Origin of the sequence: Rhizobium indigoferae, assembly GCF_034554815.1 — a bacterium.
GTDB classification, from domain to species: Bacteria; Pseudomonadota; Alphaproteobacteria; order Rhizobiales; family Rhizobiaceae; genus Rhizobium; species Rhizobium leguminosarum.
Genome location: NZ_CP140637.1, coordinates 449,925 through 475,948, shown reverse-complemented (window position 1 = coordinate 475,948; position 26,024 = coordinate 449,925). Strand labels below are relative to the sequence as shown.

The window sequence follows — 26,024 nt, the reverse complement described above, 5'->3', positions numbered from 1 at the left end:
GGGTACATCAAACGTACATCAGGGATCGATGTGTTCGAGGGGCATGTCGGCGAAGCATCGCGGGATTTGGCGCTTACACTCAAGCCGCAGTCATCTCCTCGAAACCGCGTTCTTCGCCATTGCGCTGCTCTTCGCTGCCGCGGCGCCAATCATCAGCTGTAGGATCGACGTTTCGTGATTTTTATTGGGTGCCCAGGGCTCGGACACATTCTACTTCGGTGCGACGGTACGATCCGAAGATGTCAGCGAGCGTATCGAGCATTGCCCTGGCCGCGCCGGATTGAAGTGAATAGTAGATCGTCTGAGCAGCTCTTCGCGTCTGCACGAGTTCCTGTTCTCGAAGAATTGCCAAATGCTGGGACGTCGAAGATTGGCTCAATCCCACCTCGTCGGCCAGGAGGCTCACGGACATTTCTCCCTCGGCCAGCAGATGCAGAATGTGAAGCCGTTTGGCATTCCCCATAGCCGACAAGAAGTTTGCTTCGTTTTCGAAGGCGTTGGTTTCAGGGGAAGGCGCGGTTGACGATTGATTGTTCACGGCGAGATCTCCTTTAGGGAACCAAAGCTGGGCACCAGGTCATATCCCCGAGCTTTAATTTAGGATTACCGCATGAGAGCGAGACCGAAACCCATTGCCGGCGCGGCATCGCTTTTTTTGGCGCAAATCGGATACGACTCGCCTCAAATGGACAGCGGCCGCAGATGATGGTCGAGGCCGGCATCTTCCACCATTGGAAGACACGCGGCTAAAAGCATAAATCAAAGACTTGAAGCGCGCGTCGATGATCCGGATTGACGCGACGCGTTTTAGCGTGCGCCAGCCTGGCGCATCTGCATGGGCAGTGTTTCCCACGCTCGGATCAATTCGCCGATGGAGGCGGCCTCCATCTTGTGCATGACATTGCTGCGATGCAGCTTGACCGTCACCTCGCTGATGCCGAGATCGAAGGCGATCTGCTTGTTGAGGCGTCCGCGCGCCACTTCATGCAGAACCTCGCGCTCGCGCTGCGTCAGCGTCTCCAAGCGCTTGATATTGCGCTCGGCGACCGCGGCTTCCGCTCTTCGTTCGGCATCCATCGCAATGGCCGCTGTGATGGCGTCGAGCAGCGTCTGGTCCCGCACCGGTTTGGTGAGAAAATCCACGGCGCCGGCCTTCATCGCCTGGACGGTCATCGGAATATCGCCATGCCCAGTCAGGAAGATGATCGGTTTGGATATGCCGTTTTCAGCCAGATGGCGCTGCAGGTGGAGGCCGCTTGCTCCCGGCATGCGCACATCGAGGATCAGGCAGCCGGGGCAATCCAGGATATCGGCGTCAAGCAATTCGCGGGTCGAAGCAAAACTGGTCGACTGGAAACCCGCCGACAGGATCAGCTCCGACAGCGCCTCGCGAACAGAGGCGTCGTCATCGACGATAATGACGAGCGGCTGGTTCTCTTCACAACTGCACTGTAACGATAACGGCGCCGATCTCCGCAGCAACGGCTGGTCAACTCTCATGTCACCCTCCATCTGTCGATTTATGCAAAGCGTTGGCAATAGCCGCCAGCAGGGCCTGGGCATCGAAGGGCTTGCGGAAAAATCCGCCCACGCCTTGAGCGCGGCCCTGATCTGCTATCTCGTGGCGGCCCGTGATCAGGAACACCGGCAGCTCCGGCCGTGATTTCCTCACCAGGTCACGAAGTTCGAATCCGTCGATGCCAGGCATTCCGATATCGGTGATGAGCAGGTCGAGGTCCGATAGCCCGTTGACGAGCAGCGAGCCCGCCGACGAGAAGCTGCGAGCTACATAACCCGCGGATTCCAGAAGGTCGCCCATCGATTCAAGCAGCCTTGGATCGTCATCGACAATTGCCACGACGTGTCTTGTCTTGTTCATGTTCAATTCCCTCCCACTCGGCGCGAGTGGGTTATCGGTATTTCCAATCTCTCCGCGATCCGCACGAGATCGGCCAGCGATGCCGCCGCCATTTTCTGCATCACATTTCTTCTGTGGATCTGCAGCGTCACTTCGCTGATCCCCAATTCGGCTGCTGCTTGCTTGTTGAGAAGGCCGCTGACCACGAGAGGCAGCACCTCGCGCTCTCGCGGTGTCAGGTCGAGATAGTGTTGCCTCAGCATGTCGAGTTCGGCGCGTTGCGATCTCTTCTCCCGATCCTCAGCGATCGCCGCGTGAATTGCCGCCATCAGGTCCGCGTCGCTGAAGGGTTTGGTCAGGAAATCCACCGCGCCATGCTTGATCGCACGCACGGAGGAGGGGATGTCGCCGTGTCCTGTGATGAACACGATCGGCGGATGGTCCCTGTCGGCGATCTGTTTCTGCAGATCGAGGCCGTTGATGTCAGGCAGCTCGATATCGAGGATGAGGCAGGCGGGGACATCCGGCTTGTCCGCTCTGACGTAATCGCAGGCGGATTCGAAGGCGATGGCGCGCATGCCATGCGATTCCAGCAGCTCGCCGAGCGCTTCCCGAATGCGTCCATCGTCATCAACGATGAAGACAATATGGTCATCGGCTGTCATGGCGCCGCCTTCGTTTCTATGGGCAAGGTGAAGATCAACGTCGCTCCGCGCGGATTGTTCTTCTCGGCCCACAATCGTCCGCCATGCAGCTCGACAATCGAGCGGCAGATTGCCAGTCCCATGCCCATGCCATTTTCTTTCGTCGTGAAGAACGGCTCGAACATCCTCTCGGGAAACTCGATGCCCGGGCCGTGGTCGCTGATTTCGGTCCGGACGGCATTCCCCATATGCTGCACACGGATCTCGATCACCCTGTCGTCTGCAACGGCGTCCATCGCCTCGATGCCGTTGCGGATGAGATTGATCAGCACCTGCTGGATCTGGACGCGGTCGATTGCGACCAGCGGAAGGTTGCCGTCGATGCCCATGTCGATCCGAACGCGGCGGCGCGCTGCTTCGTCGGCCATGAGGTTGCGCGCTTCGTCGACGACGCCGGAGAGCGTCGTGTGGACCCTGCGGTCTGCGGATTGCTTGAACAATGCGCGGATACGGCTGACGACATCTGCCGCTGAGTTAGCGTCCCGGATGATGCGCTCCACCGTCCTCTGCGCCCGCTCCATATTCGGCGGTTCGGCCATGAGCCAGCGCTGACAGGCATGTGAGTTGGCCACGACGGCCGCGAGCGGCTGGTTCACCTCGTGCGCGATCGAGGCCGAAAGCTCGGCGAGGCTCGCCACCTGGCTCGCCCGTGCAAGGCCTTCTCGCGCCTGACGCAAATCTTCCTCCGCTCGAACCTCACCGTCGATGTCAAGGCAGATGACATTCCACTGGACGATGATGCCGTCGGCATCGCGCATCGGCGCCGCACGCGTCTCAACCCAGCGATATTCACCATCGTGGCGCCGCAGACGATGCCTGCGCGCATAGGGCTCGCCGGTGGACAATGAATGGGCATAGTTCTCTTTGACCCCCGCCACGTCGTCGGGATGAACACCGGCATCGAGTGTGCCGTCCAGCCGGGTTTTCCCCGTTCCGTCCAGCTCTTCGAGATTATATCCGAGGAAGTCGCGGAGCTGAGGGTTGCGGTATACCGGTTCTCCATCAGGCGCCGCGCAATCGATCATTGCCGGCAGCGTTTCGACGATCTGCCAGAGCGAGCGTTCTCTCTCTCGCAGCGCCTCCTCGACGCGCAGCTGGTCGTCGATGTCATGTGTCAGACCGTACCACTGGACGATCCGGCCGCTCTCGTCCCGCAGAGGCTCCGCGCTGCCTTTCATCCAGCGGTAGACGCCGTCGGCGCGCCGCAGGCGATATTGCTTGGAGAAGCGCTCGCCGGTGACGAAGGAATGGTCGAGCGCCTCGGCGAGGCTCTCCGCATCGTCAGGGTGGACGGCGGCTTCCATGATGGCGGAAAGACGGTTCATGCCGGGCTTGTCGGCATCGGCAACGTCCAGTCCCAGAAAATTGATCAGCCGTTTGTTGAAGAAAGTCGGCTCCCCCTGCGAATCCAACCGCCAGAGAAGGCTCGGAACGATGTCGACGAGCTGTGACAGCTCGCGTTCCCGCTCTCGTAGGGCCTGTTGCGCGCGCACCTCGTCGTCAATGTCGAGTGCAGCAGCGTACCATTGTAGAATAATTCCGTTTTCATCCCGCAATGGTTCTGCGCGACCCTCCATCCAGCGATATTCGCCGTCCGCACGGCGCCGACGATACCTTATGGTGTAGGGTTCGCCGGTGGCGAGGGCATGGCTGAGCACCTCTCTCATGCGGGGTGCATCCTCGGGATGGACTGTCGCCCCGATGATGGCCGCTGAGCGGCTGACGTCCGGCTTGTCCCAAGCCGCGACGTCGTCCACCCCGATGGATTCCAGGGTGCGCTTGCTGAAGAAGGTCGGCTCGCCGCTGGGCGCCATGCGGGCAATATGAACGGGGACCATATCGACGAGCAATGACAGCTCCCGCTCACGTTCGCGTAACGCCTCCAGCGCACGCACCTCATCGTCGATGTCGAGAGAAACGCCATACCATTCCGCGACCGTTCCGTTTTCGTCGCGCCGCGGCTCCACCCGGCACTCTGCCCAGCGGTAGACATCATCCTTTTCGCGCCAGCGAAATCGCATCGCGCAGCCGCCGCCGGTTTCGAAGCAGTTCCTGAGCGTACGCTGAACGTCGGGAGCGTCTTCGGGATGAACCAGCTGCTGCAGCAGATCGTCGATGCGCGGCTCGCCGAGAGCGTCGAAATTGGCGATAACGGAGCGGAAATGGTCCTGATATCGCTTGTTGAAATAGAACGACCCGCCGGTAGGCTCCACGCTCCAGATGCGGACAGGCACGGCGTCTATGATCTGCTGAAGCTGTTGTTGGCTCCGACGCACAGCCTCTTCGGCATGAACCTGATCGTCGATGTCGTGACAAAGACCGTACCACTGAACGATGCGCCCCGACTGATCCCGCATTGGTTCGGCACGGCTCGACATCCAGCGATAGAGGCCGTCGGCGCGGCGCAGTCGATACCGCATGGCGAAGCTCTCGCCGGTAACGAGGCTATGGCGAAGGGCATCTCCGAACCCCGCCGCGTCCTCGGGATGAACGGTGGCCTCCAGGACGGCCTCCAGCCGGCTCATGCCGGGCTTGTCGAAATCCGCCACATCGAGGCCGAGAAAATCGACCATCCGTTTGTTGAAGAAGGTCGGCTCACCGTCGGGGGTCAGACGCCAGACGTGGCTCGGAACCATGTCTACGAGCTGCGAGAGTTCCCGCTCGCGGTCGCGCAGTGTCTCCAGGCTTTGGCGTAATGTGAGCACTGCCAATTGGTGCTGCCGGGATATGGCGGCCACGATGAGCGCCGAAAATGCCGAGATCGCCAGAAAAAGCTGCAGCATGACCTGCTTGTGCTTCTGGGATTCGGGATCGCCGGCAAACTGGCTGGTGCCTGTTATCGTGAACAGCGCCGTGATCAGGGCGAGGAGAGCCAAGGATACGGCAGCGCCTTTGAACTCGAAGCGAACCGCGGCCCAAAGAAGAGGCGGCATGATGATGTATGCGAAGGGGAGGTAGCCGCTCAGAGAAAGAGCGGCAACGCCGAGAAAGATCAGTCCCAGGACGCAAGCTTCCACCCATTGCGTGGCTGAGAGCCGGGTCTTGCCACGCCAGCTGTGAAACACGACCAGTGCCAGCGGCGCTACGATCAGGACGCCGGTGGCGTCTCCGATCCACCATAGAGGCCAAGCCGTTACGAAGGATTGCGATTGTATGCCAAACCACGCCAGGGTCGCACTTCCCACGGTCGCGCTGACGATGGGCGCAATCCCAGCCCCCAGTACGACGAATGCGAGAACTTCCTGCAAGGTTTCCAACCGAACCGGCCGCGTCAAGATCCGGTTGACGAGCCATGCCCCGGCAACCGCTTCAAGGGCGTTGCCGATGTAGATCAGGAAAGCCGCAGGCAGGGGGCTGTGGAACCACAGGAAATTGCTGAACAATTCAGCCAGGCAGCCTCCCAGCACCCACCAAGGCCAGCTGTAGCCGGATGCGACGACAAGTGTCGCGATGAAAAGCCCCGCCGCTGGCCAGATGGAAATACCTGTTCCAGGGACAATCGCGAGCGACTGTGCGAATCCGCAGGCCAGCACATAGGCCGCAATAAAAAGCCCCAGGTGCAGGAGTTGGGGGCGGTGCGACCAGACGCTGATCATCAGCTGTTCCTGCAGGACAGACAAAGTCAGGGGATCGTCAGCGTTTCGTACTGTCGTTGTTCTCAATTTCGGGTCTGGCGGGCTCATATTCGAACCGTAACCCCGCCACATTGCAACCGCAACTCATGGAAACCCATGCATTGCGCGGGATGTAGCCGCCGCGCCGGGTCGGAATTTTCCGCGCGACCGAAGACCGGCATGTCGTTCCGTCTTGCCGATTGGTCTTCCTAACCTTCGGGATGGCTCCGCTATATCCCAAGGATAAACCGCTAGACCTCTTACATAGTGGAAGGGGTCTGGCTTTCCGGTCATTGTGTCGCCGTTCGCGCCGCGCAACTCGGCGCTATAATGCATGTCGCCCGAAAGGGTGCCGCGGTTTTGGGAAGACGGCATGCGATGGAGGATGCTGATATGAAAATCACGGTGGTTGGAGCAAGCGGCCTTATCGGAACGCGGCTCAGCGAAAACTTGCGCCGCTCAGGTCACGAGGTAATGGCCGCATCATTGTCGCTGGGTGTCGATACGGTTTCGGGCAAGGGTCTCGAAGCGGCCGTGGCGGGAACAGACGTCATTGTCGATGTGACCAATGCCGCATCATTCGGCGACCGTGCTGCACTGGATTTTTTCAAGGCTTCGACGAAGAATTTGCTCGCGGCCGCGACCGAGGCTGGCGTCAGGCACTATCTTGCACTCTCTGTTGTCGGCACGCCTCGTCTCGTGGAAAGCGATTATTTTCGCGCGAAAATGGTGCAGGAAAATCTCATCAGGGCTTCAGGCCGACCCTATACTATTCTCCGCTCCACACAGTTTTACGAGTTCATCAGCGGATTGATCGATACCGGTGCTGATGGCGATGTGTTTCGATTGCCCCCGGCGTTCATGAGGCCGGTCGCAGCGAGCGACGTCGCCGCATTGCTGGCGGAATTGGCAGTCGGAGCGCCGTTGGACGATATCGCCGAAATCAGCGGCCCGGAACAATTCGGTATCGACGAAATCGCCCGGATCTATCTCACCGCGAATGAGGATGAGCGGCAGGTGGTGACGGATCCATCCGCATCGTATTTCGGTGTTGAATTGACTGAAGACGCGCTGCTTCCTGAGGCAGGTGCGCGGGTGGCGACCGAAAAGCTATCCGACTGGCTCTACCAATCGATGGGGGAGTAGGCTGTGCGGCTTCTCTCCCGCCCGGCAGGGGATTAACGGATCTGCCACTGAACTTTCGCCTGGCTGCAATTAGAGCCCTGGCGCCTTTGAATACGACAAGTGGCCAGGCCCGGCGGAATCGCAAGAGTTTTGTCGAGTTCGAGCCGGATGTGGCAATAGGCCGGCATAGTTGTCGGGCCTGGTCTAAGCAATGAGCGCGACCTCAAAGGCTCATCGCAATCTTCAAATCGAGGTGAACGGGATTCCAAGACTTGCTTTCTAAAAGATTGTGCATTAAATAATCGTACGCGATACAAAAGGAGTTAAGCTATGTTGAAGATGTTTGTCGCCGCCGCCGCAATCACTGCGGGAAGCTTTTTGAATGCCTACGCGGCTGAGAAGCCGACGGTCGTCCTTGTGCATGGCGCATTCGCCGACGCCTCCAGCTGGAATGGCGTAATTACACGTTTGGAAAAGGATGGATATCCGGTGGTGGCGGTTGCTAATCCGCTTCGAAGCGTGACGTCGGATGGCGATTACGTGCGCAAAGTGGTGGCGGGACTGAAGACGGACGTTGTTCTCGTCGGTCACTCCTACGGTGGCTCAGTCATCAATGAGGCAGCAGCAGACAGCGCCAACGTCAAATCGCTCGTCTTCGTCGCGGCCTTCGCGCCTGATGTCGGAGAAACCGCCGTTGCGCTTTCAGGTAAGTTTCCGGGAAGCACGCTCGCACAGACCCTTGGCGAGCCGGTCCCGTTGGATGGTGGAGTAAAGGATCTGTACATCAAGCAGAGCGCGTTTCACGATCAATTCGCTGCAGATGTATCCAAGGCGGAGGGCAAGCTGATGGCCGCAACACAGCGCCCCATCACTGATAAGGCTCTTGGCGAGGCCTCGACTGCGGCGAGCTGGAGGAAGATCCCGTCTTGGTTCGTCTATGGTGACGCGGATAAGAACATACCGCCGGCAGCGCTCGCATGGATGGCGGAGCGGGCGGGCTCGAAAGAGACGGTTGTGGTTAAAGGCGCGTCTCACGTCGTGATGGTCTCTCATCCCGATAAAGTCGCGAAGGTCATTGAAGACGCTGCATCCAGGAAATAGACCGCACTGTGATTCTGCGACCGGATCAACATTGATCCGGTCGTGGTGCGACGATGGTAAGGCATTCCACAGCGCGGGATACGAGGCCGCTGCCTAGGCGCTTAACCTAGCCTATGCTTCGCGCTTTATCCGTGCGGCGGCACCGTCATCGAGTGCGGCGTTCGTCCCGTTGTTGTTAGCGTCTTTCACCTCCGCGGCTGCTATGCATGCAAGCCGTCAGCCAGAAAACAGGTCATCCGTTAATCGGTTGCAAACGAAGACTTGGCAATGTGACCTCCGGTAGCAGGGCCGGTAAATTGACGAACCACATTGCGTTTCTGGACGAACTTCGAGGGGTAGCTGCGCTATCCGTTGTCCTCTTGCATGCGAGCCAGATCTTCGGTTTCAGCCTTGGCTCTTACGCCTATCTCGCCGTGGATTTCTTTTTTTGCCTTAGCGGTTTTGTTCTCGCAAACGGGTATGACCAAAAACTAAGGTCCGGTGGTTTGCGGAGCAGTGCATTTTTCCTGAAGCGCCTGGCGCGCCTCTATCCCATGATCGTGGTCGGTGTTGCCGTAGGCGTTCTTGCGGCGGTATTTGCTTCAGAACCGCATATTTCTCTCCACGACATCCCAATTCTTACCGTGGGTGCATTACTTCTCCTGCCCTTGGGACTACTGGCGGGGCAAGAAGCGTTCTCGATTAACAGCCCACTCTGGTCACTCTGCTTTGAAATGGTCGCCAGCGTCGTTTACGGATCGGCCGCTCGCCGTAAAATTCGTTTATGGGGCGATGTCGCGTTTCTCGCATTCTTCGCGGTCGCGCTTTTCCAAATTGTCGGCATCGAGGGGACAATTGGTCCAGTTGGATTTTCGAACTGGCGAACATTCCTTGAAGGTTTTGTCAGAGTCGGTTTTTCATTTTTTGCCGGTGTTCTGATTTTTCGCTGGAACATCAATCATCGCGTCGGGAGGGTCCCGCCTCAGATTCCGCTTTTTATCCTGATCGTGGTTCTATTCCTTCCCTTTTCCGTCCCCAGGGGGTTATACGATTTTTTCTGTATCACTATTATAATTCCAGTCGTTGTCGCTCTGGCAGCTGCAGTTCCGCCCAACGAGGAGCGGCCACTCGCGGCATACTTCGGATTGTTGTCTTATCCGCTCTACGCTATTCACCAGCCTATTATTCGACTTGGCGCTCAGTTCCAAAGCGCTAGCGATGGTGTCATACCATTGGCAATCACGGTGAGCGGCACGCTCTTAGCTGCTATTGCTGCAGCACATTTTCTATTCACCCACTTCGATAAACCTGTCCGTGCTTACATGGGCAGGAAGTTTTTCGCTAAATTAGTTTAAGCGCGCTTTCCCAAAGATCGTCAGCGGTGAACAACCCAGAGCGTGTCCGACGGATTAGGGCGAGTTCATGCGGCCAATAGTCTGTGTGGCGGACGACCGGCGCGATTTGGCGGTTCCTTTTCCGAGGGAAGGCAAGGCCCACGGCCCCAGCCTGTCGCGGCTCTCATGGGCGGGTGATCCTGTAGATCAGTAAATCAGCCGAATCCACAAGCTTGGTTGCGGTCTTGTCGAGATAGTCGACAACCCCATCATGATGCTCGACGAACAGCAGGTCCTGCTTGTCGGTGGCGTTCTTGGCCACGCCGAACAGGTCCGCGCCCTGCGCGCGCAGTTCCTCGAGCTGCGCGATCGCAGTGGCGTCATCCGCGACGAATTTCGACCATTCCGCATCGCCTCCGCCAGGCGGGAATACCCAGCCGCGCGCCCTGCTGTAGTAGACTGCGACGGGATCGCCGACCTCGGGGGCGATGGCGACGACGAGATCGCCCGGTTGCGCCAACCGCGCCAGTTCCTCGCCAAGCAGCTTGCCATTCATGGCGATCGGCTTCTTCATTGTCCTGACGAGCGGCAAGGTCGACCAGGCAAGCGTGAGAGCCACGATGCAGATCGAGCGAAGCACCACCGCCGGCGTTAGAATGGTTCTCGATGCAAGCGTTGCCAGAAGAAGCGCGCCGCGACCGCAGAACATCGCGACCGGCACATGGAAGATGTGGAGATTCCACACATTGCTGGTGATTTCGCCCGCCGCTGCCAGATAGATGATTAGGGCGGCAGCCAGCCACACATAGGGAATGGCCGAAAGGGTGCGTTGCTTCGGGTCTTCGGCGAGGCTGGCCGGCATCCACAAGCCGACCGCGAGCAGCACCATGAACGGATAGCCGTAGAACCACAAGACCGAGGTGTTCCACACGGATTTGAAGTAGAACCTGTCCCTGACATATGTCCAGAAGCCGTAATCCCAGATATAGCCGCCGCTGCCGGCGACATGAAACGGCGGATAGCTGCGGCCGAGATAAATCGCCCAGCTGAAATAAGCGCCGATGATGGCCAGGCTCAAAAGCCCCGACAGGAAGACCCAGGTCGCCTGCTTTCGCTTCTTCTCCAGAATCCAGCAGACCATCAGATAGAAGATGACGGCACCGGCAGCGATGCCTGGTGGCTTTGACAGCACACCGAGCGAGAAGCTGACCGTGGCGAGCGGCAAGAGCCAGCCGCTGCCGCCGGCCCAGTATTTGGCGAACAGCCAGACGCCAAGGGTCACTAAGGCCAGCATCGCGGGATCGGGAAGAAACGAGCTGTCGATCATGATTGCCGCCGGCATCAGCGCGTAGGCAAGTGCCGCCGCGTGGGCACGCATCTCGTCCCAGCAGAGGGCCGTTAGCCTGTGCAACGAAAACACCGTCACGAGACCGAAGGAGGCCGCAACCATGCGGCCGAACCAGTCGTGCCAACCGAAGAGTTGGTAGAGCAGGGCTGTGAGATAGCTGACGATCTGGAACTCGCGGCCCTGATAGCTTGGCCCGGGCCCGGTCCAACTGAGTTCCGGAAAGAAGATGTTCCAGCTGCGCTGCTGGAAATTGTCGGCCATCATTGCAGTGCTTATCTCGCGCCAGCTGAACCCGTCGACCAGCGGCAAGGTGATCTTGTGGAACCTGAAGACGATTGCAATAAACAGGATCCCCAGCAAGATCGCCGTATTGAGGTAGTTGCCAGCAGCCATGTCCCGGTCGGTCGTCTCCTGCGGGTATTGCTGACCTTCGGCCTGCTTCAATTCCAGGTCGTCTGTCATCTGAAACCCTGTCTTCCGTGACGGCCGAGGCGGTGCGATACGCGCCGGCATAGGATCGTGAGGAAGATTAGGCTGAGCGGGATCTCGCCGCCGACGCGGTCGGCTGCGGAGCTGCTCGTAGGCTTCACCGAGCAGCGGCTCGGACGGCTTGCGGGGCGGCTTTGTCATGATGGCAGTTCATCAGCAAAGCCTTAAAAAGCAATTCACCCAGATTGATTATTGAATTATGAGAACATAATAAGAACATCGGCGGGGCGGCTGCCAATCTGAAAACTCAGATATGGAGTGCGGAAGTGCGCGAGCCGCCGATCAGCGAAGCCGTGGGAGGACGATGAGCGTAAGCAGGTGATCGGCCTATTCAAGGGCGATATGCACGCCGCTATCGGCGCGCTGCTTGAGGACAGCCGATTGGTGATCTAGCGGGGGACGATAATGAGCGAGCATGTTTACATGGCGGCCGAACAGCGTTCAACTCCAGCAGCCTAGATCAATGCTTCGGGGATGCCCCAAGCTTGACAAAAAGACATCCGTTGCCGATCTCGATTTGCGTCAGAAGGTCCGCCCTTACCTCTTCGCCAACGACTGCTTTTATGTGCCGCCACTTTTGGCTTTTCGGATGTGCGGGCACCGGTACGCCTTCTCGTAAGAACAGCGTTACTTCAGGAACTTCATCTGATTTGTAGATGCAAATTCTCAACGGCTCACGTCCCTGTTAGCAGCAAATATTGTGCACTGCAAAACAAGAAATGGCAAACATTCATTTGCCGGGTAAGTCACGTTAGGCCGGTGCAAACCCGTGATGCTGAGGCGCACCCTACTGCCCGATGCTGAGGACGGCGTCCGTCGGACGGTCGAGGAGCGCGACGCCGGAGGTTTGGATTTTTTCATATAAGTCGCCGGGCTTCACCGCATCGAGGCGTTCAAGAAACTTTTATGAAGCTCAGGGTTGAACTAATCGTCGTCTGCTCCGGCCCGACCACCGCGATCGAGTCCGAGGACGCAGCGATTGCAGGCGTCAGCCTTGCCAGGATGCGAAAGATCCTCTGGATCTCTTATTTCAATTCGATGCCCTAGCGTTTCAGGTCGTAGGCCTGGTGCGATGCGCGAAGCTCTGACAAGGTTTTGCCGACGCAACTGCCTCCGCCTTCAGCGCCTATTGCCTTTGCCTTGCCGTCGATCGTGATGGTGCCGGCGATCCGGTCGGATGCAGAATAGGTTGCAGTTCCATCTTTAGACACACGCGACAGATAAAAGGCGTGAAAGGTTTCGTGGTATTTGCACTGGATAACCACGGGGAACTGATCAAACGGATTGTCTTGCGCCACAACTGCCGTCATGGGAAAGGCCAACGATATCAAGCCCGCATAGAGCATTTTGCCCGATGTGCCTGATTTCCGGCGAGATGTATGCGTCATCGTCAAAGTCCTTCTTTCTGAGATCGAACCTGCGAATGCTTTGCCGTTAGATCGTGAGGCTGATCAGCGCATCGCGATCGAGAAGGCGAACGATGCGTTGCAGTTTGCCGTTCAGGCAAAGGATACGTTTTTCGCGGAGCTTCGTGAAACAGCGGGCAACGGTTTCGACTGTCAGTCCAAGATAGTCGGCGATATCGCTGCGGGAAATCATCATGTCAAATTCGCAATCGCCCGGATGACGGTCGGCCATTTCGCAGACAAAGGCCGCGACGCGCTTCAGTGCGCTCTGCTCGGTGATGACGAGTTGTTTGTGTTGCGCCTTGGCAAGATTAGTCAAGGCAATGTGCAGAAGATCGATGGGAGCGACGGCGTCATGATTGGCGCGAAAGGGCGTGACGCAGGTTTCGCAGACGGCTTCGGCAAAATCGGTGCGTATATCGCCCGTTTCAAGCCCGAACCATTCGCCCTTTCCGTAAAACGACAGAATGTATCTCTGTCCGGCGGCCGTCAGTCTGTAGATCCGCACAGCGCCCGCTTCTACGTGGTAGATCGTAAGCGCGTGTTCGCCTTCGCTGTAGATCGTCTCATCGGCCTTGAGCCTAATCGACTGATCCTTGGTTGTAGCGGCTGCGCCCCCATACCGGTGGCCTCGAGCAGTCGTGTAATTTATTGCGTGATTTTGAAGCATCGGCGTCGCCCCTATCCGCATCGGAGCATAAGCAATTGCCGCGCGACCCGATATTCGAGATACCCCTTACGTATTGCTACGGAAGCCCCGGATTACTCTGCGGTGTATAAGACTTTCGCCCTTTGGGGAGAGCGACACGAAAATGTCGTGGGAGGTCTTATGGCATCGGAAGAGGGAGGGGAAAGCGACTTATCTCAAGATCCGGCAAGTGTGCGCGAGCAGCTAGAACGTATACTCGCCAGCCCGCAATTCCATGCTCCCGAGCGCGGGCGTCGCTTTCTACAGTATATTGTTGAAGAGACGCTTGAAGGGCACAGCGAACGGCTCAAGGCCTATATGATCGCGCAGGTCGTTTTCGGACGCGACGCGTCCTTCGATGCCCAGAATGATCCGGTCGTGCGCATAGAGGCCGGCCGTATCCGCCGCGCACTCGAGCGATATTACCTCGTGTGTGGAAGCAACGACCCGATAAGGATCACAATTCCCAAAGGAGGCTACGCAACGCAGTTTTCGAGCGGCGAAAACACGTCGATTGCTAGCCAAGTGGCCGCTTCGCAAGATCACGAAAATCTACAAAGCCAGACTGGGCAGCAGGGGCCGACGACCTATCGCCATCTTCTGCTGCCGATTGGTGTCCCTGCGCTATTCGGGGCAATGGCGATCTTAGCCCTCATTCGTCCACTCGAATCCTACCTATCACCACCGCAAGCGACCCGGACCCCTGTTGCCTCAACGCCGACGAACAGGATCAGGATTACTGTCGACCCCCTCGTCGCCCTCGACGGCACGGTGCAGACAGCTAATTTTGCAAAGGGACTGGGCGATCAGCTGATTGCAAAACTCATGGAGGTGCAAAACCTGGTCGTGCTTACTCCAGGCCGCTCCGGCGCGGTAACGAGCGGACCGCATTTCAACCTGCAAGGAAGTGCGCTTGTCGAAAGCACGATCGTGCATCTGCATATCCGCCTGATCGACGGCGCCGACGGGGTAGTCGTCTGGGCAAATCAATATGATCGCGATCTGAGTGGCCAGACCATTCTCGATGTCGAGGACGACATCGCCGTGCAAATCGCGATGGAGATTTCAAAATTTGGCAAGCTTGGCGACGCAGGGCCCTGACCCGTAACTATCTTGGCGTGTTGACAGGAGGAATGACCATTCCCGCGGCGCGCAGGCCGTTGAGGAACAGCTCCTGGTCTTCCGGTCTTTGCAAACGCAGAGAGACCTCCGCACGGACATTGCCCATCATTTCGGGCGCGTGGGTGTTGAGCCATTCCCGTTCCAGTCTGGCTTCATTCGTCTTTCCGGCGGTCCCGAGAATGGACAGCAGCAAGAGATGGTGCATGGGGTTGCCATCGAGATCGGACCGTCGCGACCACTGCTCCGCCGCTTCGATATCGCCTCTCATGAAGGCGCATAATGCCATGCCGACCTCATAAAAGCCTTTAGGTCCGGCGTTCCTGCTGAGAGCGATCGACAGCAATTCGCAACCTGATTGCCATTTTCCTGACATCGCAAGGCGGGAGCCGTATTCGCCTGCTACTTCGACATCGTCTGGATTTGCGGCATAGGCAGAGGTCCCGGCCGTCAGCGCCTTCCCGATATCCCCTCTGAAGAAGCTCACCAGCATCTGGGCCCGAAGCACGCGCGGATTGCCGGGCGCCAGCGATATTGCCCGTTCCGCCGCAGCAATCGCCAGTTCGAGGGGCTGGGCTGAAGCTGGCGTGCCGAGTTTGTAGCGAAAACGTATCTCGTCAAGATAGACCATGGACAGGAGGGCCCAAGAGGATGCGTTATCGGGAAAGCGCTGGATTGTCTGTTGCAGGCATTCGCGTGTTTTCCGATGGCTTTGTTCAGTCATGGTCTGCCGGTAGCTGTAATAGATCAAGGTGCAGGCATAGGCGTCCGAGCCGCCATTCTCCGCAGGCCTGGCGATCGTTTCCTTATCGGCTTGGAAGATAGCGCCATAGGGCTGTGCAATCGCGCTGGCGATTTTCCCGGCGACATCGGCTTGAATCACAAGCTTGTTTTGAACATCGAGATTAGCATCATAATTGTCGGCCCATATGACGGCACCATCGGATTGACGCACCAACCTCGCAGCGGCGCGCATCCTGCTGCCATCGAGCTGGACATTGCCCTGGAGCGCATAGGCGGCGCCGTCAGCAGCTTCGCCGCGTATCGAGCCAGTAACCACGACGATGTCATCAAACTGAGCGAGTTGGCCGATGACGTCGTCCCTCAGGCCACGCGCGATGTCCGAACCGGCGCCAATGAGGCCGCTCTCGGCAAAAAAATCGACAACCACTTTTGGTTGCGCGGATCCCGGCGGCGGTGCCCGGGTTGAGACATTCCGCGAAACCGAAAGTGCGCCAGCAAGAGCGAGGAGCAGAAGCGCAAGAACGGTGACGAGAGTGGCTCCAAGGCCAAGAGCGACTGGCCTCGCTCTGCGACCTATGTCCGGACGCGGATCGTCTTGATCATCCAGTCCCCCGGCCGGCGATTTTTCCAGCGCTTTCTCAGATACGGGCTCAGATACGGGGTCGAGCGCATCCTGAGCATATTCGAAACGGGGAACATATCCGCCTTTCGGCAGGGTAATGATGACCTCGTCCGCTTGGCCCGCGACAAGGTAGTAGCGCTCGAGGGCTTTTCTTATTCGGCCGGCCTCGATCCGGACGACCGGATCGTTTTGCGGATCGAATGATGCTTCCCGGCCGAAAACCATATTTGCTATCGTAAAGGCCTTCAAAAACCCCGATCGACCCGCAAGTGTCTCGTTGACGACAAATTCCAGGAAATTTCGCCCCCGTTTCGGGGTGTGAAATTCCTCGCTCATGAGGATGCGCTCGACTTGCAGGCAGATTTCGTCTGCTGTCGGCTCAAAACTGCGGAAAGTGTTGACCTTTGCGCTTCCCATGACCCGCCCCCACGACAAGATCGCGCTATTATTTAAGCATCTTCTAACGCATCATATCCTACATGTCTTTGCTTGCAAGGATTGCTTTCCGATCAGCGAAGGTGGGGCATTATGTGGCCGGCGGGCACGCCCCTCTCGATTTCAGATCGCTGTCTGGTCGCGTCAATAGTAATGGCCATCCACATGAGCTCCGTCAGGTTGCGCGCGCCCATTTTTGCCATCACATTGGCACGGTGGACTTCCACCGTCCGCGAACTGATGCCTAGATGATAGGCGATCATCTTGTTCTGCAGGCCGTCAAGCACGCCGATGAGGACTTGGTGTTCGCGGTCCGTGAGTTGACGAAGTCGTGCCGCCACACTTTCGGGATCGGCAATCGCCCTGCCGGGACGTCTTTGTCCCATCGCTCCGTTGATGGCTGCCATCAACGCTTCTTCTTTGAGAGGTTTTTCCAGGAAGTCTGATGCTCCGGCCTTCATCGCCAGAACGGCTGTGGCAACGTCGCCCTGGCCGGTGATAACGATCGTCGGAACGTCCGTGTTGAAATCGTGCAAGCGGTGGAGCAGTTCGATGCCGTCGATATGCGGCATGCGGAGGTCGGTAACAAGGCAGTTCCTCCCGGAAAGGGGCAGAAGTTCGAGAAACGCCTTTGCGCAGCTATGCGCGCGAACGGCAAAACCTGCCGATACCAATAGGAATGTCACCGACCGTCTGAGCGACTCCTCGTCGTCAACGAGATGGATCGTGAGGTCGTTTGCCATCGGTTTAGATCTCCGCCAGCGGAAGCGAGAAACAGAGCATCGAACCGCAATCCATCCCCTTGCGCGCTGTTATGCGGCCTCCATGGGCTTCGACAATGCGCTTGGACAAGGCCAGCCCCATGCCGAGGCCGCGCGGTTTACTGGTCACGAAGGGACGGAACAATGCCTCCTCGATCTCGGCTGCAATACCGCAGCCGTTGTCAGACACTTCGACAACGAGATGAGAAGATGTGTCGGATTTGGTTCGGATCGCAATATGGGGCTGATCGACATCGTCAGTTGCCTCCAGGGCATTGCGAACAAGGTTTGTCAACACCTGCACGATCTGGACACGGTCGACAATGACCGTGTCCCACGCCGCTTCGAGGCGGAGATCCGCATGGAGCCCCTTGCGCTGTGATCCGACGAACGCGAGTGTGGTCGCCTCATGGATCAACTCGTGCATCGCTTCCCGTTTTCTTGCGCCAGCGCCGGGCTTTACCAAGTCTCTTATGTTCTGGACGATCGTTCCTGCCCACAGAGCATCTTGCGTAATGTCCGATAGGGCTTCGCGAAGCTTCTCGCCGCATCGACGGTGATCATTCATGACAAGGCGTCTGCATCCCTGCGAATAAGCAGCGATTGACGAGAGCGGTTGTGAAAGCTCATGGGCAAGGGTCGATGCCATTTCGCCTAGTGCAGTTATTCTTGCGAGGCGTGCAATCTCGCATTGAAGCTCCTGAACCTGCAGCAATGTCTCGCGCTCGGCGCGGAAGTCCTCAAAAATCGCTGCAGTGAAGCCCTCCTTTGCATCCTGCCCCCTGATGATTGTAAGGGCAGTCGGGAATTGAGCGCCGCCTTTGGTGATGGCAAGACCGGCGCGCACTGCGCCTTGGTCTGCCCAGCGTCCTCTTAGTTCAACATCTGGTGTCGAGTGCCAGACGAAGTCGATCTTGTGGCCGACCAATTCGCTTTCGTCATAGCCAAACAGGGCGACTGCCGTTTTGTTGCAGGCCGAAATATGATGGCTGTCGGTGATAAAAAACACCGCATCCGGCATGTGTTCGTAGAGCTTCCGGATCCAGTCCATCCTGGGCGCTTCATCTTCCTCGCGGAGCACGCGTGAAGGTTGGCTGCGCCCTAGTATGAACGAGTCCCCTTCGACCATAGTTGAAACGTCAGGACCGTACTCTGCAACATGCGGCGTTTCCATCTTGATGGACATGATGGTCTCCTGCGCTCATCCGAGAAGTTATGCAGTCGCTGGACCGTTTTGCTCGTCGATAATGATGCAAGATTACCACCTTTGAACGGATGAGCGGTGTAGCATCGCGTAGGCTCTATTGTCGTCTTGCGCCCCCCAGCGAGAAGCTCGCGATATTTCGGGCTTCCTCATCTCCATTGATCCGGCGCAATGCCCGGGCGTGATTGTTCCGCTACTATGGCAGGCAAATGGGCGGCCGCCCGTTCCAACAAGTGGCTGGTTCAAACTGAAAGCCAAAGAAACTGGCGTCTGAAGTCATCGAATGGGTGACACAGACCCGTAATGGCAATCTGACTTTCTATATAGGATGAGCGATTGTCGCACTGACAGGATGTTTTTCCCCACGTGAAATCGCCATTGATCGCCTCATCGCCGAGTTGGGACAGGCAAGCGTAGTCGCGACAAGTGCGAAGCGCTTGAGGAGTAAGCACGTCGGCCGAGTGCTGGCAAGCCGAGAGGATGTTCTATCCAATTGATGCTGGTGCATCGTCGTGGAGGATTCGGTGATGTGGCGGTTGATTGTCGAAGCTCCATTCGAAGAGGATATAGAACTCGCCGTCATCGGCGATCAAGGCGTTGATGCCCTGATTTTTCCATGTCGGCGCCTGCCTGATGGTTGGGCGAATGCCATGACCGGTGAACGACTGGAAGTCCACCCCACCCATTGGCGCATATGGCAGATCCATCGAGGCGAAGTTTCACGCCTCCATTGAATGTGCCCAATCGCAGGATGCTGCAGCGCACCTTGTCTGCGATCAATGACATGACCGGCCAAAATCGTTTGATTGTGTTCAAAGAGCCGGCGGCGCGGCCGCTATACGAAGACCGGGGAGGACCGCATGCGTGGTTTTGGTGTTCATTCCGAGGTTGGAAAGCTGAGAACCGTCATGGTGTGCAGACCGTCTCTGGCACATCAGCGGCTGACGCCTGCAAACTGCCATGATCTGCTTTTTGACGACGTCCTATGGGTCCATGAGGCACAGAAGGATCATTATGATTTTGTCCTGAAAATGCAGGAGAGAGGTGTCGAGGTTCTAGAACTCCACGATATGCTCGGTCAGGCGCTCGCTAACAAGCAGGCGCGAGACTTCATATTGGATCGGCGCATCACCCCGAATGTGCTCGGCTCGCAGATCGCCGAGGCGATGCGGCCATGGCTTGACGAAATGCCGGCCACGCAGCTTGCCGCATTTATGATCGGCGGGATCGCGATTTCCGACCTGCCGGATGTCAAGGCAAAGTCGCTGATGCTCAGCGCCTTGCAGGAAACGGAGTTTGTCATCCCGCCGATTCCCAATACCTTGTTCCAGCGTGACCCGTCCTGCTGGATTTACGGCGGTGTGACCTGCAACCCGATGTTCTGGCCAGCAAGACGCGCCGAGACGCTGATCCAGCGCGCGATCTACAAGTTTCACCCGATCTTTCTCGGGAGCGATTTCCGGATCTGGTGGGGTGATTCAGACGGCCAGTTTGCCAATGCCTCCATGGAGGGTGGCGACGTCATGCCGATTGGGAACGGCACTGTCCTAATCGGCATGGGCGAGCGCACCACCTATCAGGCAGTCGGTCAGGTGGCGCAGGCCCTGTTCAGGGGCAATGCCGTAAAGCGGGTGATCGCCTGTCTGATGCCGAAGAGCCGCGCGGCAATGCATCTCGATACCGTTTTCAGTTTCTGCGATCGCGATGTCGTTACGCTGTTTGCCGAGGTTGTCGATCAGATCCGCTGCTACAGCATGTATCCCAAGGATGACGAGGGCACATTCGAGATCCATCCCGAAAATCGCCCCATGCTCGATGTCGTCAGCGAAGCGCTAGATTTGCCGAAACTGCGCATTGTCGAGACCGGCGGCAATTCCTATCAGGCCGAACGAGAACAATGGGACGACGGCAACAATGTCGTTGCGCTCGAGCCCGGCGTGGTCGTCGCTTACGACCGCAACACGTACACGAATACGCTTCTGCGCAAAGCAGGCGTTGAGGTCATCACCATTCGCGGCTCCGAACTCGGCCGCGGCCGCGGCGGCGGGCACTGCATGACATGCCCGATATGGCGCGACCCCGCATACTAACACATCGCATCCACGAAACAGCCTCGACGGAGCAAGACAATGAGCTTCAATCTGCGCAATCGTTCACTTCTGACCGTGCAGGACTACACCCCGCGGGAATTCCGATACCTTCTCGATCTCGCCCGCGACCTCAAGCGCGCCAAATATGCACGCACTGAGCAAGAGCACCTGAAAGGCAAGGAAATTTGCCTGATCTTCGAGAAAACCTCCACGCGCACCAGATGCGCCTTCGAAGTTGCCTGTTCGGATCAGGGCGCCAACGTGACCTATCTTGATCCGTCCGGTTCGCAGATCGGGCACAAGGAATCCTTCAAGGACACTGCCCGCGTTCTCGGCCGCATGTTTGATGCCATCGAATATCGCGGAGCTGCGCAGCAGGGCGTGGAGACACTCGCCCGTTTTGCAGGCGTGCCGGTCTATAACGGTCTGACGGATGAATACCATCCAACGCAGATGCTGGCCGACGTGATGACCATGCGCGAGCACAGCGACAAGCCGATTGCGGACATCAAGTATGCCTATGTGGGCGACACGCGCTCGAACATGGGGCACTCGCTGCTGATCGTCGGGTGCCTGGTGGGAATGGATGTGCGCATCTGCGGCCCGAAATCGCTCTGGCCGTCCCGGGAGTACATGAAAATCGCCGAGGACCTGAAGGAGAAATCCGGTGCGCGCCTGCTCGTTACCGACGACCCCAAGGAGGCCGTGCAAGGTGTCGATTTCATTCACACGGATGTCTGGGTCTCGATGGGCGAGCCAAAGGACGTCTGGCGCGAACGCATCAAATTGTTGACGCCTTACCAGGTCAACGACGCTTTGATGAAGGCAACGGGCAACTTTCAGACGAAGTTCATGCATTGCCTGCCGGCATACCACGATACCGAGACGACATTGGGCAAGCAGATTGCCGAGGATTACGGCATGAGCAACGGCCTCGAAGTGACCAATGACGTCTTCGAGTCCGAAGCCAATATCGCCTTCGAGCAGGCCGAAAACCGCCTGCACACCATCAAGGCGCTGCTTGTCGCCACTCTGGGAGACTAAAATGCGTGTGGTTATTGCGCTTGGCGGCAATGCTCTTCTCCGGCGTGGAGAGGCCATGACCGCGGATGTTCAGCGGCGGAATGCGCGCATCGCTGCGGAAGCGATCGCGCCGTTGGCGGCCGAACATGAGTTGATCATAACCCACGGCAACGGGCCTCAGGTCGGGCTGCTCGCGCTTCAGGGCGCGGCCTACAAGCCCGACGAGGCCTATCCGCTCGATGTGCTGGGGGCGGAAACCGAGGGCATGATCGGCTACATGCTGGAGCAGGAACTCGGCAATTTGCTGCCGTTCGAGCAGCCACTGGCAACGCTTCTGACGATGGTCGAGGTCGATGCCGACGATCCGGGCTTCAGCAACCCGACCAAGTTCGTCGGCCCGATCTATGAGAAGGCGGATGCCGAGCGCATCCGCACGGAGAAGGGCTGGGTGTTCAAGCAGGATGGTGAAAAGTGGCGGCGTGTCGTCGCATCACCGCTGCCGAAGCGCATCTTTGAGGTCCGTCCGGTGCGGTGGCTGCTGGAGCAGCGGACGATCGTCATTTGTGCCGGCGGCGGTGGTATCCCGACGATGTACGAAAAAGGCAGCGACCGGAAGCTCATCGGCGTCGAAGCCGTGATCGACAAGGATTTGTGCTCAGAACTTCTGGCGCGCGAACTTGATGCCGACCTCCTCATCCTGGCAACAGACGCCCAGGCCGTCTGCACGGACTGGGGCAAGCCGTCTCAGAAGTCCATCCATAAAGCCCGGCCTGACGATCTCAGGCAATTTTCCTTCCCGGCCGGTTCGATGGGCCCGAAGGTCGATGCCGCCTGCCATTTTGCTCAGGCCAGCGGAAAGAGCACGGCAATTGGCGCCCTGGTGGATATAGCTGCCATGGTGCGCGGCGAGCGCGGAACGATCATCAGCAGTGGTTTCACCGGCCTGAGCTGGTACGCTTGAGGGCGGCGCACGTTTCAATGTGAAATTGTCAGGATACGGCCGGGTGTGTTGCAGCACCCGCTGCCGTTTCTTCACTGTCCACCTGCATGGCGGACGTGTTTCTTCTTTGCCAGACGTAAACCGGTATCCCAAGCATGAGCAGGACGAGACCATAGAGGACCGGCTCGGCGCCGGACCCATAGAGCGTGAATATCGCGAAAATGAAGGCGATGAGCTCGATTGCGGTGACGCGCGGCATTCGCCGCTCCTTGGTCACACCGGCAGCTACAAGGCTTCCGGCCAGCGAGCAGAAGGCATAGGGGACGACGGCAGTCATGGTGCTCAGCCCGACCATGAGCCGATAGACCGCAGCAAAACCCTCCGACCCGAAAGCTTGAACGAGCACCAGCATGGTCGCAAATGATGCCGAGACAATCATGCCAACCGCCGGGACGCCCCGGCTCGAGAGCCGTGCGAACAGGGGAGGGAAGAGCCCGTCCCGGGCAGCAGCCATCGGAACCTGGCCCATCAGCAGCGTCCAGCCGTTCAGGGCGCCGATCGATGACAGCAAGACTGCGACCGATATTGCGAGTTCTCCGCCGCGCCCCCACATGATCCCCGCAGCTTCGGAAAACGGCGCGACGGAATGCACGAGCTGTTCGTGGGGCACGACACCAAGGACGACGATGGTGCCCAGCACATAAAGAGCCGCAGCGATGGAAATTCCGAGAACGGTCGAACGGGGAATGGTTCGTCTAGCGTCCCGAACATCGCCAGCGGGAACTGTTGCTGATTCCAGCCCGAGATAAGCAAACATGGTCAGCGGCGCCAAGGCCGCGACCGACTTTAGCAGCGGCTGCCCGCTGGGGTTGAACTCCGCGAAATGGGAGGTGTCGATGAAGAGAAGACCGATGATAGCGACAGCGCCAAAGGGCATGAGCTTTGCATAGGTGGTAACCTGCGCAAACAGGGCCGCCGCATGAACGCCGCGAAGATTGACCAGCACGATCGTCCATATCACCCCAAGCGTCAGCAATGTCGCTGCGAGGCGGTTGGCAAAAGCGGGAACGAGATCGATCATCACGCCGGCGAAGGCGATGGCGATAACGGGAAGCGATGTCCAAATGGAAATCCAGTAGCCCCAGGCAATGAGGAAGCCGGCAAAATCGCCGTAGGCCAGCCGTGTGTAGGCGTAGGGGCCACCGACAGCCGGCACGAGACTGGCAAGCCGCGCGAATGTGAGGCCGAGACAGATCGCGCCGGCTCCCATGACGATCCAGACGACGATAGCGAGATTGCCATAGGGCGCTACTGCGGCCGGCGAGAGATAGAAACCCGAACCCACCATGTTTCCGACCACGATGGCAGTACAGGCGGCCAGTCCGAGGCTCTTGCCATTCGGAGTTGTCATGAAGTCTCCTCCCGCGAAGGCCGGTGCTCATGGCTCCATTGGACCGCCATTGCCCAGCGCGATCTTCCCTCCAAAGACTTGGCGCCGCAATCCGGTTCAATGCGTAGTCGACGAGCGTTGCGCACGTTCCGGATCAGGATCACCCCGGTCGACGATCTGGCGCAGCCCGTCTCCCTTACATACCTCGCTGAAACTGGATTGTCAGTCGGCCACCTTGCCTCATTGTAAGAGGAAGGTGTCCGTAATCACATAACTATTCAGGGTGTTTGTTCGAACACTATTGATCACACTCAATGCGAGGCTCTTGGGCATAAGATATCTTGCGACTGAGGATCATTTTGTTCTTGGGAGTTAGAACGATGAAAATGGCCATGATCATTGGGATTGTCGCATTGACTGCTGCCGGCATCGTTCCGGTTCAAGCCCAGCAGGATCGACGCGAATACCGAAGAATGAACTGGAGTGAGAATTTGCCTGAGGCGGTGCGCACCTATCATAGCAAAAGGTTCACGATTGTAAGCTACAGAATCGCAGATTTTTCAGAGACTGGCGCACACCCTCGAGCAGGGAGTGCGGAGCATGTCGCAGCCATCAGAGCCGCAATTCGGTCGAACAAATGGCTTGTGGCGCAGCTCAAGGCCAAAAAGCTCACGCCAAATGATATTGAGTGGGTGACGCGAGCACGCAATGGCAACATGACTTTCTATGTGGAATAACCGAAATCTGCGCCCGGCCATGCCTCTAAATGTCGAGCCGGGGCAGATCGCCCCGGTTCTCATGATGTTCAGGCAATGATCGCGAGATTGCCGCAGGGCGCGATCGCGGCCTGCCATTCGACGAGGTTGTCAGGAAGCCCCCGGGGCTTCCTCCCCAGTGTCTGTAGCTCCTTCGGACAGTCCTTCCAGGGCGCGAACCTCCATCCAAAGAATAGAAAATCCGGTTCACTCCGTAGTCGGCGATTGTCTCGAATGCCTTCACGATTGGCGCGGACACGCTAGAGTGAGCGCGAGGCGTGTGGGCTGTGCGGGAGGTGGCGATGTGGAACGAACAAGGGTTTCTACGCATTTCGATTGCGGCCACCATCGTGATTGCCGCGCTCGGCATCATCTTCGGCATCCTTTCAGGCTCGTTCTCCATCGCCTTTGATGGGGTCTATTCGCTGGCTGACGCTGCAATGACCGGGCTTGCGCTGTCGGTTTCGAGCCTGATCGTGAAATCGGCGCAGCGCGATGCGCTGTCGCGCAGAGTTCACAACCGCTTCACCATGGGTTTCTGGCACCTTGAGCCGATCGTCCTCATGCTCAACGGCTGCGTGCTGATGACGGTCGCGGTCTACGCGCTGATCAATGCGATTATCAGCATCCTCAATGGCGGACACGAACTCCGTTTCGGCATTGCCATCGCATATTCCGCCACGACGATGCTCATCTGTGTCGTCATGGCCATCATCGGCATCAGGCTGAACCGCAAACTGAAATCCGATTTCATCTCCCTCGATATCAAGGCCTGGATCATGTCGGGCGGTATCTCGTTCGCCCTGCTCATAGCATTTCTGATTGGCTTCGCCGTGCAGCCGACGCCCGTCGCTTGGGTTGCCAACTACATGGATCCCATCGTGCTGGCCCTGGTCTGCCTTGTAATGATCCCGCTGCCGATCGGCACGGTCTGGAAGGCACTGACCGAAGTCCTGTTGATTGCACCTGTCGAGCTCAAGGATCATGTCGATCATGTCGCCTCAGAAACGGTTCGCCGTCTCGGCTTCCTTTCCTACCGCGCCTATGTCGCCCGCGTCGGTCGAGCGACGCAGATAGAGCTCTACTTCATCGTGCCCGAGGGACTTCCTGCGAAGACGGTCGAGGAATGGGATGCGCTTCGCGACGAAATCGGTGCCGCAATCGGGGATGAAAGCGCAAACCGCTGGCTCACCATCGCCTTTACCGCCGATGCGGAATGGGCCGAATAGTTCGTTGTTTTGCTCTGTCCAATGGCATTTTGCTCCCCACGTTGATTGCAATCAACGACGCCTATG

23 protein-coding genes are annotated in these 26,024 nt (G+C 58.1%); 10 read left to right on the top strand and 13 right to left on the bottom strand.

All coding sequences use genetic code 11. The features are described from left to right. Nucleotides 1-181 precede the first annotated feature (181 nt). From U5G49_RS28745 to U5G49_RS28725, 5 genes are all read right to left on the bottom strand, one after another. Complete coding sequence (locus U5G49_RS28745) at nucleotides 182-538, bottom strand: ArsR/SmtB family transcription factor (RefSeq protein WP_018245798.1); 357 nt, start codon at nucleotides 536-538, stop codon at nucleotides 182-184. Nucleotides 539-807: 269 nt separating this feature from the next. Then, nucleotides 808-1,500, bottom strand: a complete 693-nt coding sequence (locus U5G49_RS28740) for a response regulator transcription factor (protein WP_193442876.1) — start codon at nucleotides 1,498-1,500, stop codon at nucleotides 808-810. 1 nt (nucleotide 1,501) lies between these two features. Continuing rightward, nucleotides 1,502-1,879 (bottom strand): response regulator, encoded by a 378-nt coding sequence (locus U5G49_RS28735; protein WP_018516604.1) that lies wholly within the window; start codon nucleotides 1,877-1,879, stop codon nucleotides 1,502-1,504. A gap of 2 nt (nucleotides 1,880-1,881) precedes the next feature. Further along, nucleotides 1,882-2,523 (bottom strand): response regulator transcription factor, encoded by a 642-nt coding sequence (locus U5G49_RS28730; RefSeq protein ID WP_018245795.1) that lies wholly within the window; start codon nucleotides 2,521-2,523, stop codon nucleotides 1,882-1,884. Further along, the gene (locus U5G49_RS28725; RefSeq protein WP_193442878.1) at nucleotides 2,520-6,158 is read right to left on the bottom strand and encodes a PAS domain-containing protein; all 3,639 of its coding nucleotides are present in this window, start codon (nucleotides 6,156-6,158) and stop codon (nucleotides 2,520-2,522) included. Before U5G49_RS28725 ends, U5G49_RS28730 begins: the two co-directional genes overlap by 4 nt. A gap of 411 nt (nucleotides 6,159-6,569) precedes the next feature. On the opposite strand from U5G49_RS28725, the gene U5G49_RS28720 reads away from it, so the two are divergent. The 3 genes from U5G49_RS28720 (at nucleotide 6,570) to U5G49_RS28710 (ending at nucleotide 9,736) form a co-directional block, all read left to right on the top strand. Further along, nucleotides 6,570-7,322, top strand: coding sequence for an SDR family oxidoreductase (locus tag U5G49_RS28720; RefSeq protein WP_193443050.1), 753 nt, complete (start codon nucleotides 6,570-6,572; stop codon nucleotides 7,320-7,322). Nucleotides 7,323-7,631: 309 nt separating this feature from the next. Beyond that, nucleotides 7,632-8,402 (top strand): alpha/beta fold hydrolase, encoded by a 771-nt coding sequence (locus tag U5G49_RS28715; RefSeq protein ID WP_193442881.1) that lies wholly within the window; start codon nucleotides 7,632-7,634, stop codon nucleotides 8,400-8,402. Between the two features lie 269 nt (nucleotides 8,403-8,671). After that, nucleotides 8,672-9,736 carry an acyltransferase family protein gene (locus tag U5G49_RS28710; RefSeq protein ID WP_193443052.1) on the top strand — a complete coding sequence of 355 codons (1,065 nt, stop codon included), beginning with the start codon at nucleotides 8,672-8,674 and terminating at the stop codon, nucleotides 9,734-9,736. 163 nt (nucleotides 9,737-9,899) lie between these two features. Here the strand turns inward: U5G49_RS28710 and U5G49_RS28705 are convergent, their stop codons facing one another. Next, nucleotides 9,900-11,525 (bottom strand): ArnT family glycosyltransferase, encoded by a 1,626-nt coding sequence (locus U5G49_RS28705; protein WP_193442884.1) that lies wholly within the window; start codon nucleotides 11,523-11,525, stop codon nucleotides 9,900-9,902. A 933-nt stretch (nucleotides 11,526-12,458) separates the two neighbouring features. Between U5G49_RS28705 and U5G49_RS28700 the strand changes: the two genes are divergently transcribed. Beyond that, a complete protein-coding gene (locus tag U5G49_RS28700; RefSeq protein WP_193442887.1) occupies nucleotides 12,459-12,599 on the top strand; it encodes a hypothetical protein in 141 nt (46 codons plus the stop codon). Here the strand turns inward: U5G49_RS28700 and U5G49_RS28695 are convergent. Continuing rightward, entirely contained in the window at nucleotides 12,596-12,898 is a 303-nt protein-coding gene (locus U5G49_RS28695) for a hypothetical protein (RefSeq protein WP_018444912.1), read from the bottom strand. The genes U5G49_RS28700 and U5G49_RS28695 overlap by 4 nt on opposite strands. Before the next feature lie 88 nt (nucleotides 12,899-12,986). Next, a complete protein-coding gene (locus U5G49_RS28690; RefSeq protein ID WP_193442889.1) occupies nucleotides 12,987-13,628 on the bottom strand; it encodes a helix-turn-helix domain-containing protein in 642 nt (213 codons plus the stop codon). A gap of 159 nt (nucleotides 13,629-13,787) precedes the next feature. On the opposite strand from U5G49_RS28690, the gene U5G49_RS28685 reads away from it, so the two are divergent. Beyond that, on the top strand, nucleotides 13,788-14,747 hold the full coding sequence (locus U5G49_RS28685; protein WP_193442891.1) for a hypothetical protein: 960 nt from the start codon (nucleotides 13,788-13,790) through the stop codon (nucleotides 14,745-14,747). A 7-nt stretch (nucleotides 14,748-14,754) separates the two neighbouring features. Here the strand turns inward: U5G49_RS28685 and U5G49_RS28680 are convergent, their stop codons facing one another. The 4 genes from U5G49_RS28680 to U5G49_RS28665 all read right to left on the bottom strand — a co-directional run bounded on the left by U5G49_RS28680 (nucleotide 14,755) and on the right by U5G49_RS28665 (nucleotide 19,238). Further along, on the bottom strand, nucleotides 14,755-16,548 hold the full coding sequence (locus U5G49_RS28680) for a hypothetical protein (RefSeq protein ID WP_193442894.1): 1,794 nt from the start codon (nucleotides 16,546-16,548) through the stop codon (nucleotides 14,755-14,757). Between the two features lie 92 nt (nucleotides 16,549-16,640). Further along, nucleotides 16,641-17,309, bottom strand: a complete 669-nt coding sequence (locus U5G49_RS28675) for a response regulator transcription factor (RefSeq protein WP_193442896.1) — start codon at nucleotides 17,307-17,309, stop codon at nucleotides 16,641-16,643. A 4-nt stretch (nucleotides 17,310-17,313) separates the two neighbouring features. Next, the gene (locus U5G49_RS28670; protein ID WP_193442898.1) at nucleotides 17,314-18,513 is read right to left on the bottom strand and encodes a sensor histidine kinase; all 1,200 of its coding nucleotides are present in this window, start codon (nucleotides 18,511-18,513) and stop codon (nucleotides 17,314-17,316) included. Nucleotides 18,514-19,016: 503 nt separating this feature from the next. Then, the gene (locus tag U5G49_RS28665) at nucleotides 19,017-19,238 is read right to left on the bottom strand and encodes a hypothetical protein (protein ID WP_193442900.1); all 222 of its coding nucleotides are present in this window, start codon (nucleotides 19,236-19,238) and stop codon (nucleotides 19,017-19,019) included. 153 nt (nucleotides 19,239-19,391) lie between these two features. Here U5G49_RS28665 and arcA point away from each other — a divergent pair, with 153 nt between their 5' ends. From arcA to arcC, 3 genes are read left to right on the top strand one after another with little or no spacing between them, the layout of a single operon-like run. Continuing rightward, the gene (gene arcA, locus U5G49_RS28660) at nucleotides 19,392-20,621 is read left to right on the top strand and encodes an arginine deiminase (RefSeq protein ID WP_193442902.1); all 1,230 of its coding nucleotides are present in this window, start codon (nucleotides 19,392-19,394) and stop codon (nucleotides 20,619-20,621) included. A 39-nt stretch (nucleotides 20,622-20,660) separates the two neighbouring features. Beyond that, a complete protein-coding gene (locus U5G49_RS28655) occupies nucleotides 20,661-21,665 on the top strand; it encodes an ornithine carbamoyltransferase (protein ID WP_018245781.1) in 1,005 nt (334 codons plus the stop codon). Between the two features lies 1 nt (nucleotide 21,666). Next, nucleotides 21,667-22,605: a carbamate kinase gene (arcC, locus tag U5G49_RS28650; protein WP_018444905.1), complete on the top strand. Its 939-nt coding sequence runs from the start codon at nucleotides 21,667-21,669 to the stop codon at nucleotides 22,603-22,605. 28 nt (nucleotides 22,606-22,633) lie between these two features. Here arcC and U5G49_RS28645 read toward each other — a convergent pair whose 3' ends face one another. Continuing rightward, a complete protein-coding gene (locus U5G49_RS28645; protein WP_193442904.1) occupies nucleotides 22,634-23,995 on the bottom strand; it encodes an amino acid permease in 1,362 nt (453 codons plus the stop codon). Between the two features lie 359 nt (nucleotides 23,996-24,354). Between U5G49_RS28645 and U5G49_RS28640 the strand changes: the two genes are divergently transcribed. Continuing rightward, nucleotides 24,355-24,711: a hypothetical protein gene (locus tag U5G49_RS28640; protein WP_376770316.1), complete on the top strand. Its 357-nt coding sequence runs from the start codon at nucleotides 24,355-24,357 to the stop codon at nucleotides 24,709-24,711. 320 nt (nucleotides 24,712-25,031) lie between these two features. Continuing rightward, a complete protein-coding gene (locus U5G49_RS28635; protein ID WP_193442906.1) occupies nucleotides 25,032-25,958 on the top strand; it encodes a cation diffusion facilitator family transporter in 927 nt (308 codons plus the stop codon). Nucleotides 25,959-26,024: the final 66 nt, after the last annotated feature.

Excerpts from the sequence above, each read along its gene's own strand:
- U5G49_RS28740 (WP_193442876.1), bottom strand. The coding sequence starts at position 1,500 with ATGAGAGTTGACCAGCCGTTGCTGCGGAGATCGGCGCCGTTATCGTTA.
- U5G49_RS28735 (WP_018516604.1), bottom strand. The coding sequence starts at position 1,879 with ATGAACAAGACAAGACACGTCGTGGCAATTGTCGATGACGATCCAAGG.
- U5G49_RS28730 (WP_018245795.1), bottom strand. The coding sequence starts at position 2,523 with ATGACAGCCGATGACCATATTGTCTTCATCGTTGATGACGATGGACGC.
- U5G49_RS28725 (WP_193442878.1), bottom strand. The coding sequence starts at position 6,158 with ATGATCAGCGTCTGGTCGCACCGCCCCCAACTCCTGCACCTGGGGCTT.
- U5G49_RS28720 (WP_193443050.1), top strand. The coding sequence starts at position 6,570 with ATGAAAATCACGGTGGTTGGAGCAAGCGGCCTTATCGGAACGCGGCTC.
- U5G49_RS28715 (WP_193442881.1), top strand. The coding sequence starts at position 7,632 with ATGTTGAAGATGTTTGTCGCCGCCGCCGCAATCACTGCGGGAAGCTTT.
- U5G49_RS28705 (WP_193442884.1), bottom strand. The coding sequence starts at position 11,525 with ATGACAGACGACCTGGAATTGAAGCAGGCCGAAGGTCAGCAATACCCG.
- U5G49_RS28700 (WP_193442887.1), top strand. The coding sequence starts at position 12,459 with ATGAAGCTCAGGGTTGAACTAATCGTCGTCTGCTCCGGCCCGACCACC.
- U5G49_RS28695 (WP_018444912.1), bottom strand. The coding sequence starts at position 12,898 with ATGCTCTATGCGGGCTTGATATCGTTGGCCTTTCCCATGACGGCAGTT.
- U5G49_RS28690 (WP_193442889.1), bottom strand. The coding sequence starts at position 13,628 with ATGCTTCAAAATCACGCAATAAATTACACGACTGCTCGAGGCCACCGG.
- U5G49_RS28685 (WP_193442891.1), top strand. The coding sequence starts at position 13,788 with ATGGCATCGGAAGAGGGAGGGGAAAGCGACTTATCTCAAGATCCGGCA.
- U5G49_RS28680 (WP_193442894.1), bottom strand. The coding sequence starts at position 16,548 with ATGGGAAGCGCAAAGGTCAACACTTTCCGCAGTTTTGAGCCGACAGCA.
- U5G49_RS28675 (WP_193442896.1), bottom strand. The coding sequence starts at position 17,309 with ATGGCAAACGACCTCACGATCCATCTCGTTGACGACGAGGAGTCGCTC.
- U5G49_RS28670 (WP_193442898.1), bottom strand. The coding sequence starts at position 18,513 with ATGTCCATCAAGATGGAAACGCCGCATGTTGCAGAGTACGGTCCTGAC.
- U5G49_RS28665 (WP_193442900.1), bottom strand. The coding sequence starts at position 19,238 with ATGGATCTGCCATATGCGCCAATGGGTGGGGTGGACTTCCAGTCGTTC.
- arcA (WP_193442902.1), top strand. The coding sequence starts at position 19,392 with ATGCGTGGTTTTGGTGTTCATTCCGAGGTTGGAAAGCTGAGAACCGTC.
- U5G49_RS28655 (WP_018245781.1), top strand. The coding sequence starts at position 20,661 with ATGAGCTTCAATCTGCGCAATCGTTCACTTCTGACCGTGCAGGACTAC.
- arcC (WP_018444905.1), top strand. The coding sequence starts at position 21,667 with ATGCGTGTGGTTATTGCGCTTGGCGGCAATGCTCTTCTCCGGCGTGGA.
- U5G49_RS28645 (WP_193442904.1), bottom strand. The coding sequence starts at position 23,995 with ATGACAACTCCGAATGGCAAGAGCCTCGGACTGGCCGCCTGTACTGCC.
- U5G49_RS28640 (WP_376770316.1), top strand. The coding sequence starts at position 24,355 with ATGAAAATGGCCATGATCATTGGGATTGTCGCATTGACTGCTGCCGGC.
- U5G49_RS28635 (WP_193442906.1), top strand. The coding sequence starts at position 25,032 with ATGTGGAACGAACAAGGGTTTCTACGCATTTCGATTGCGGCCACCATC.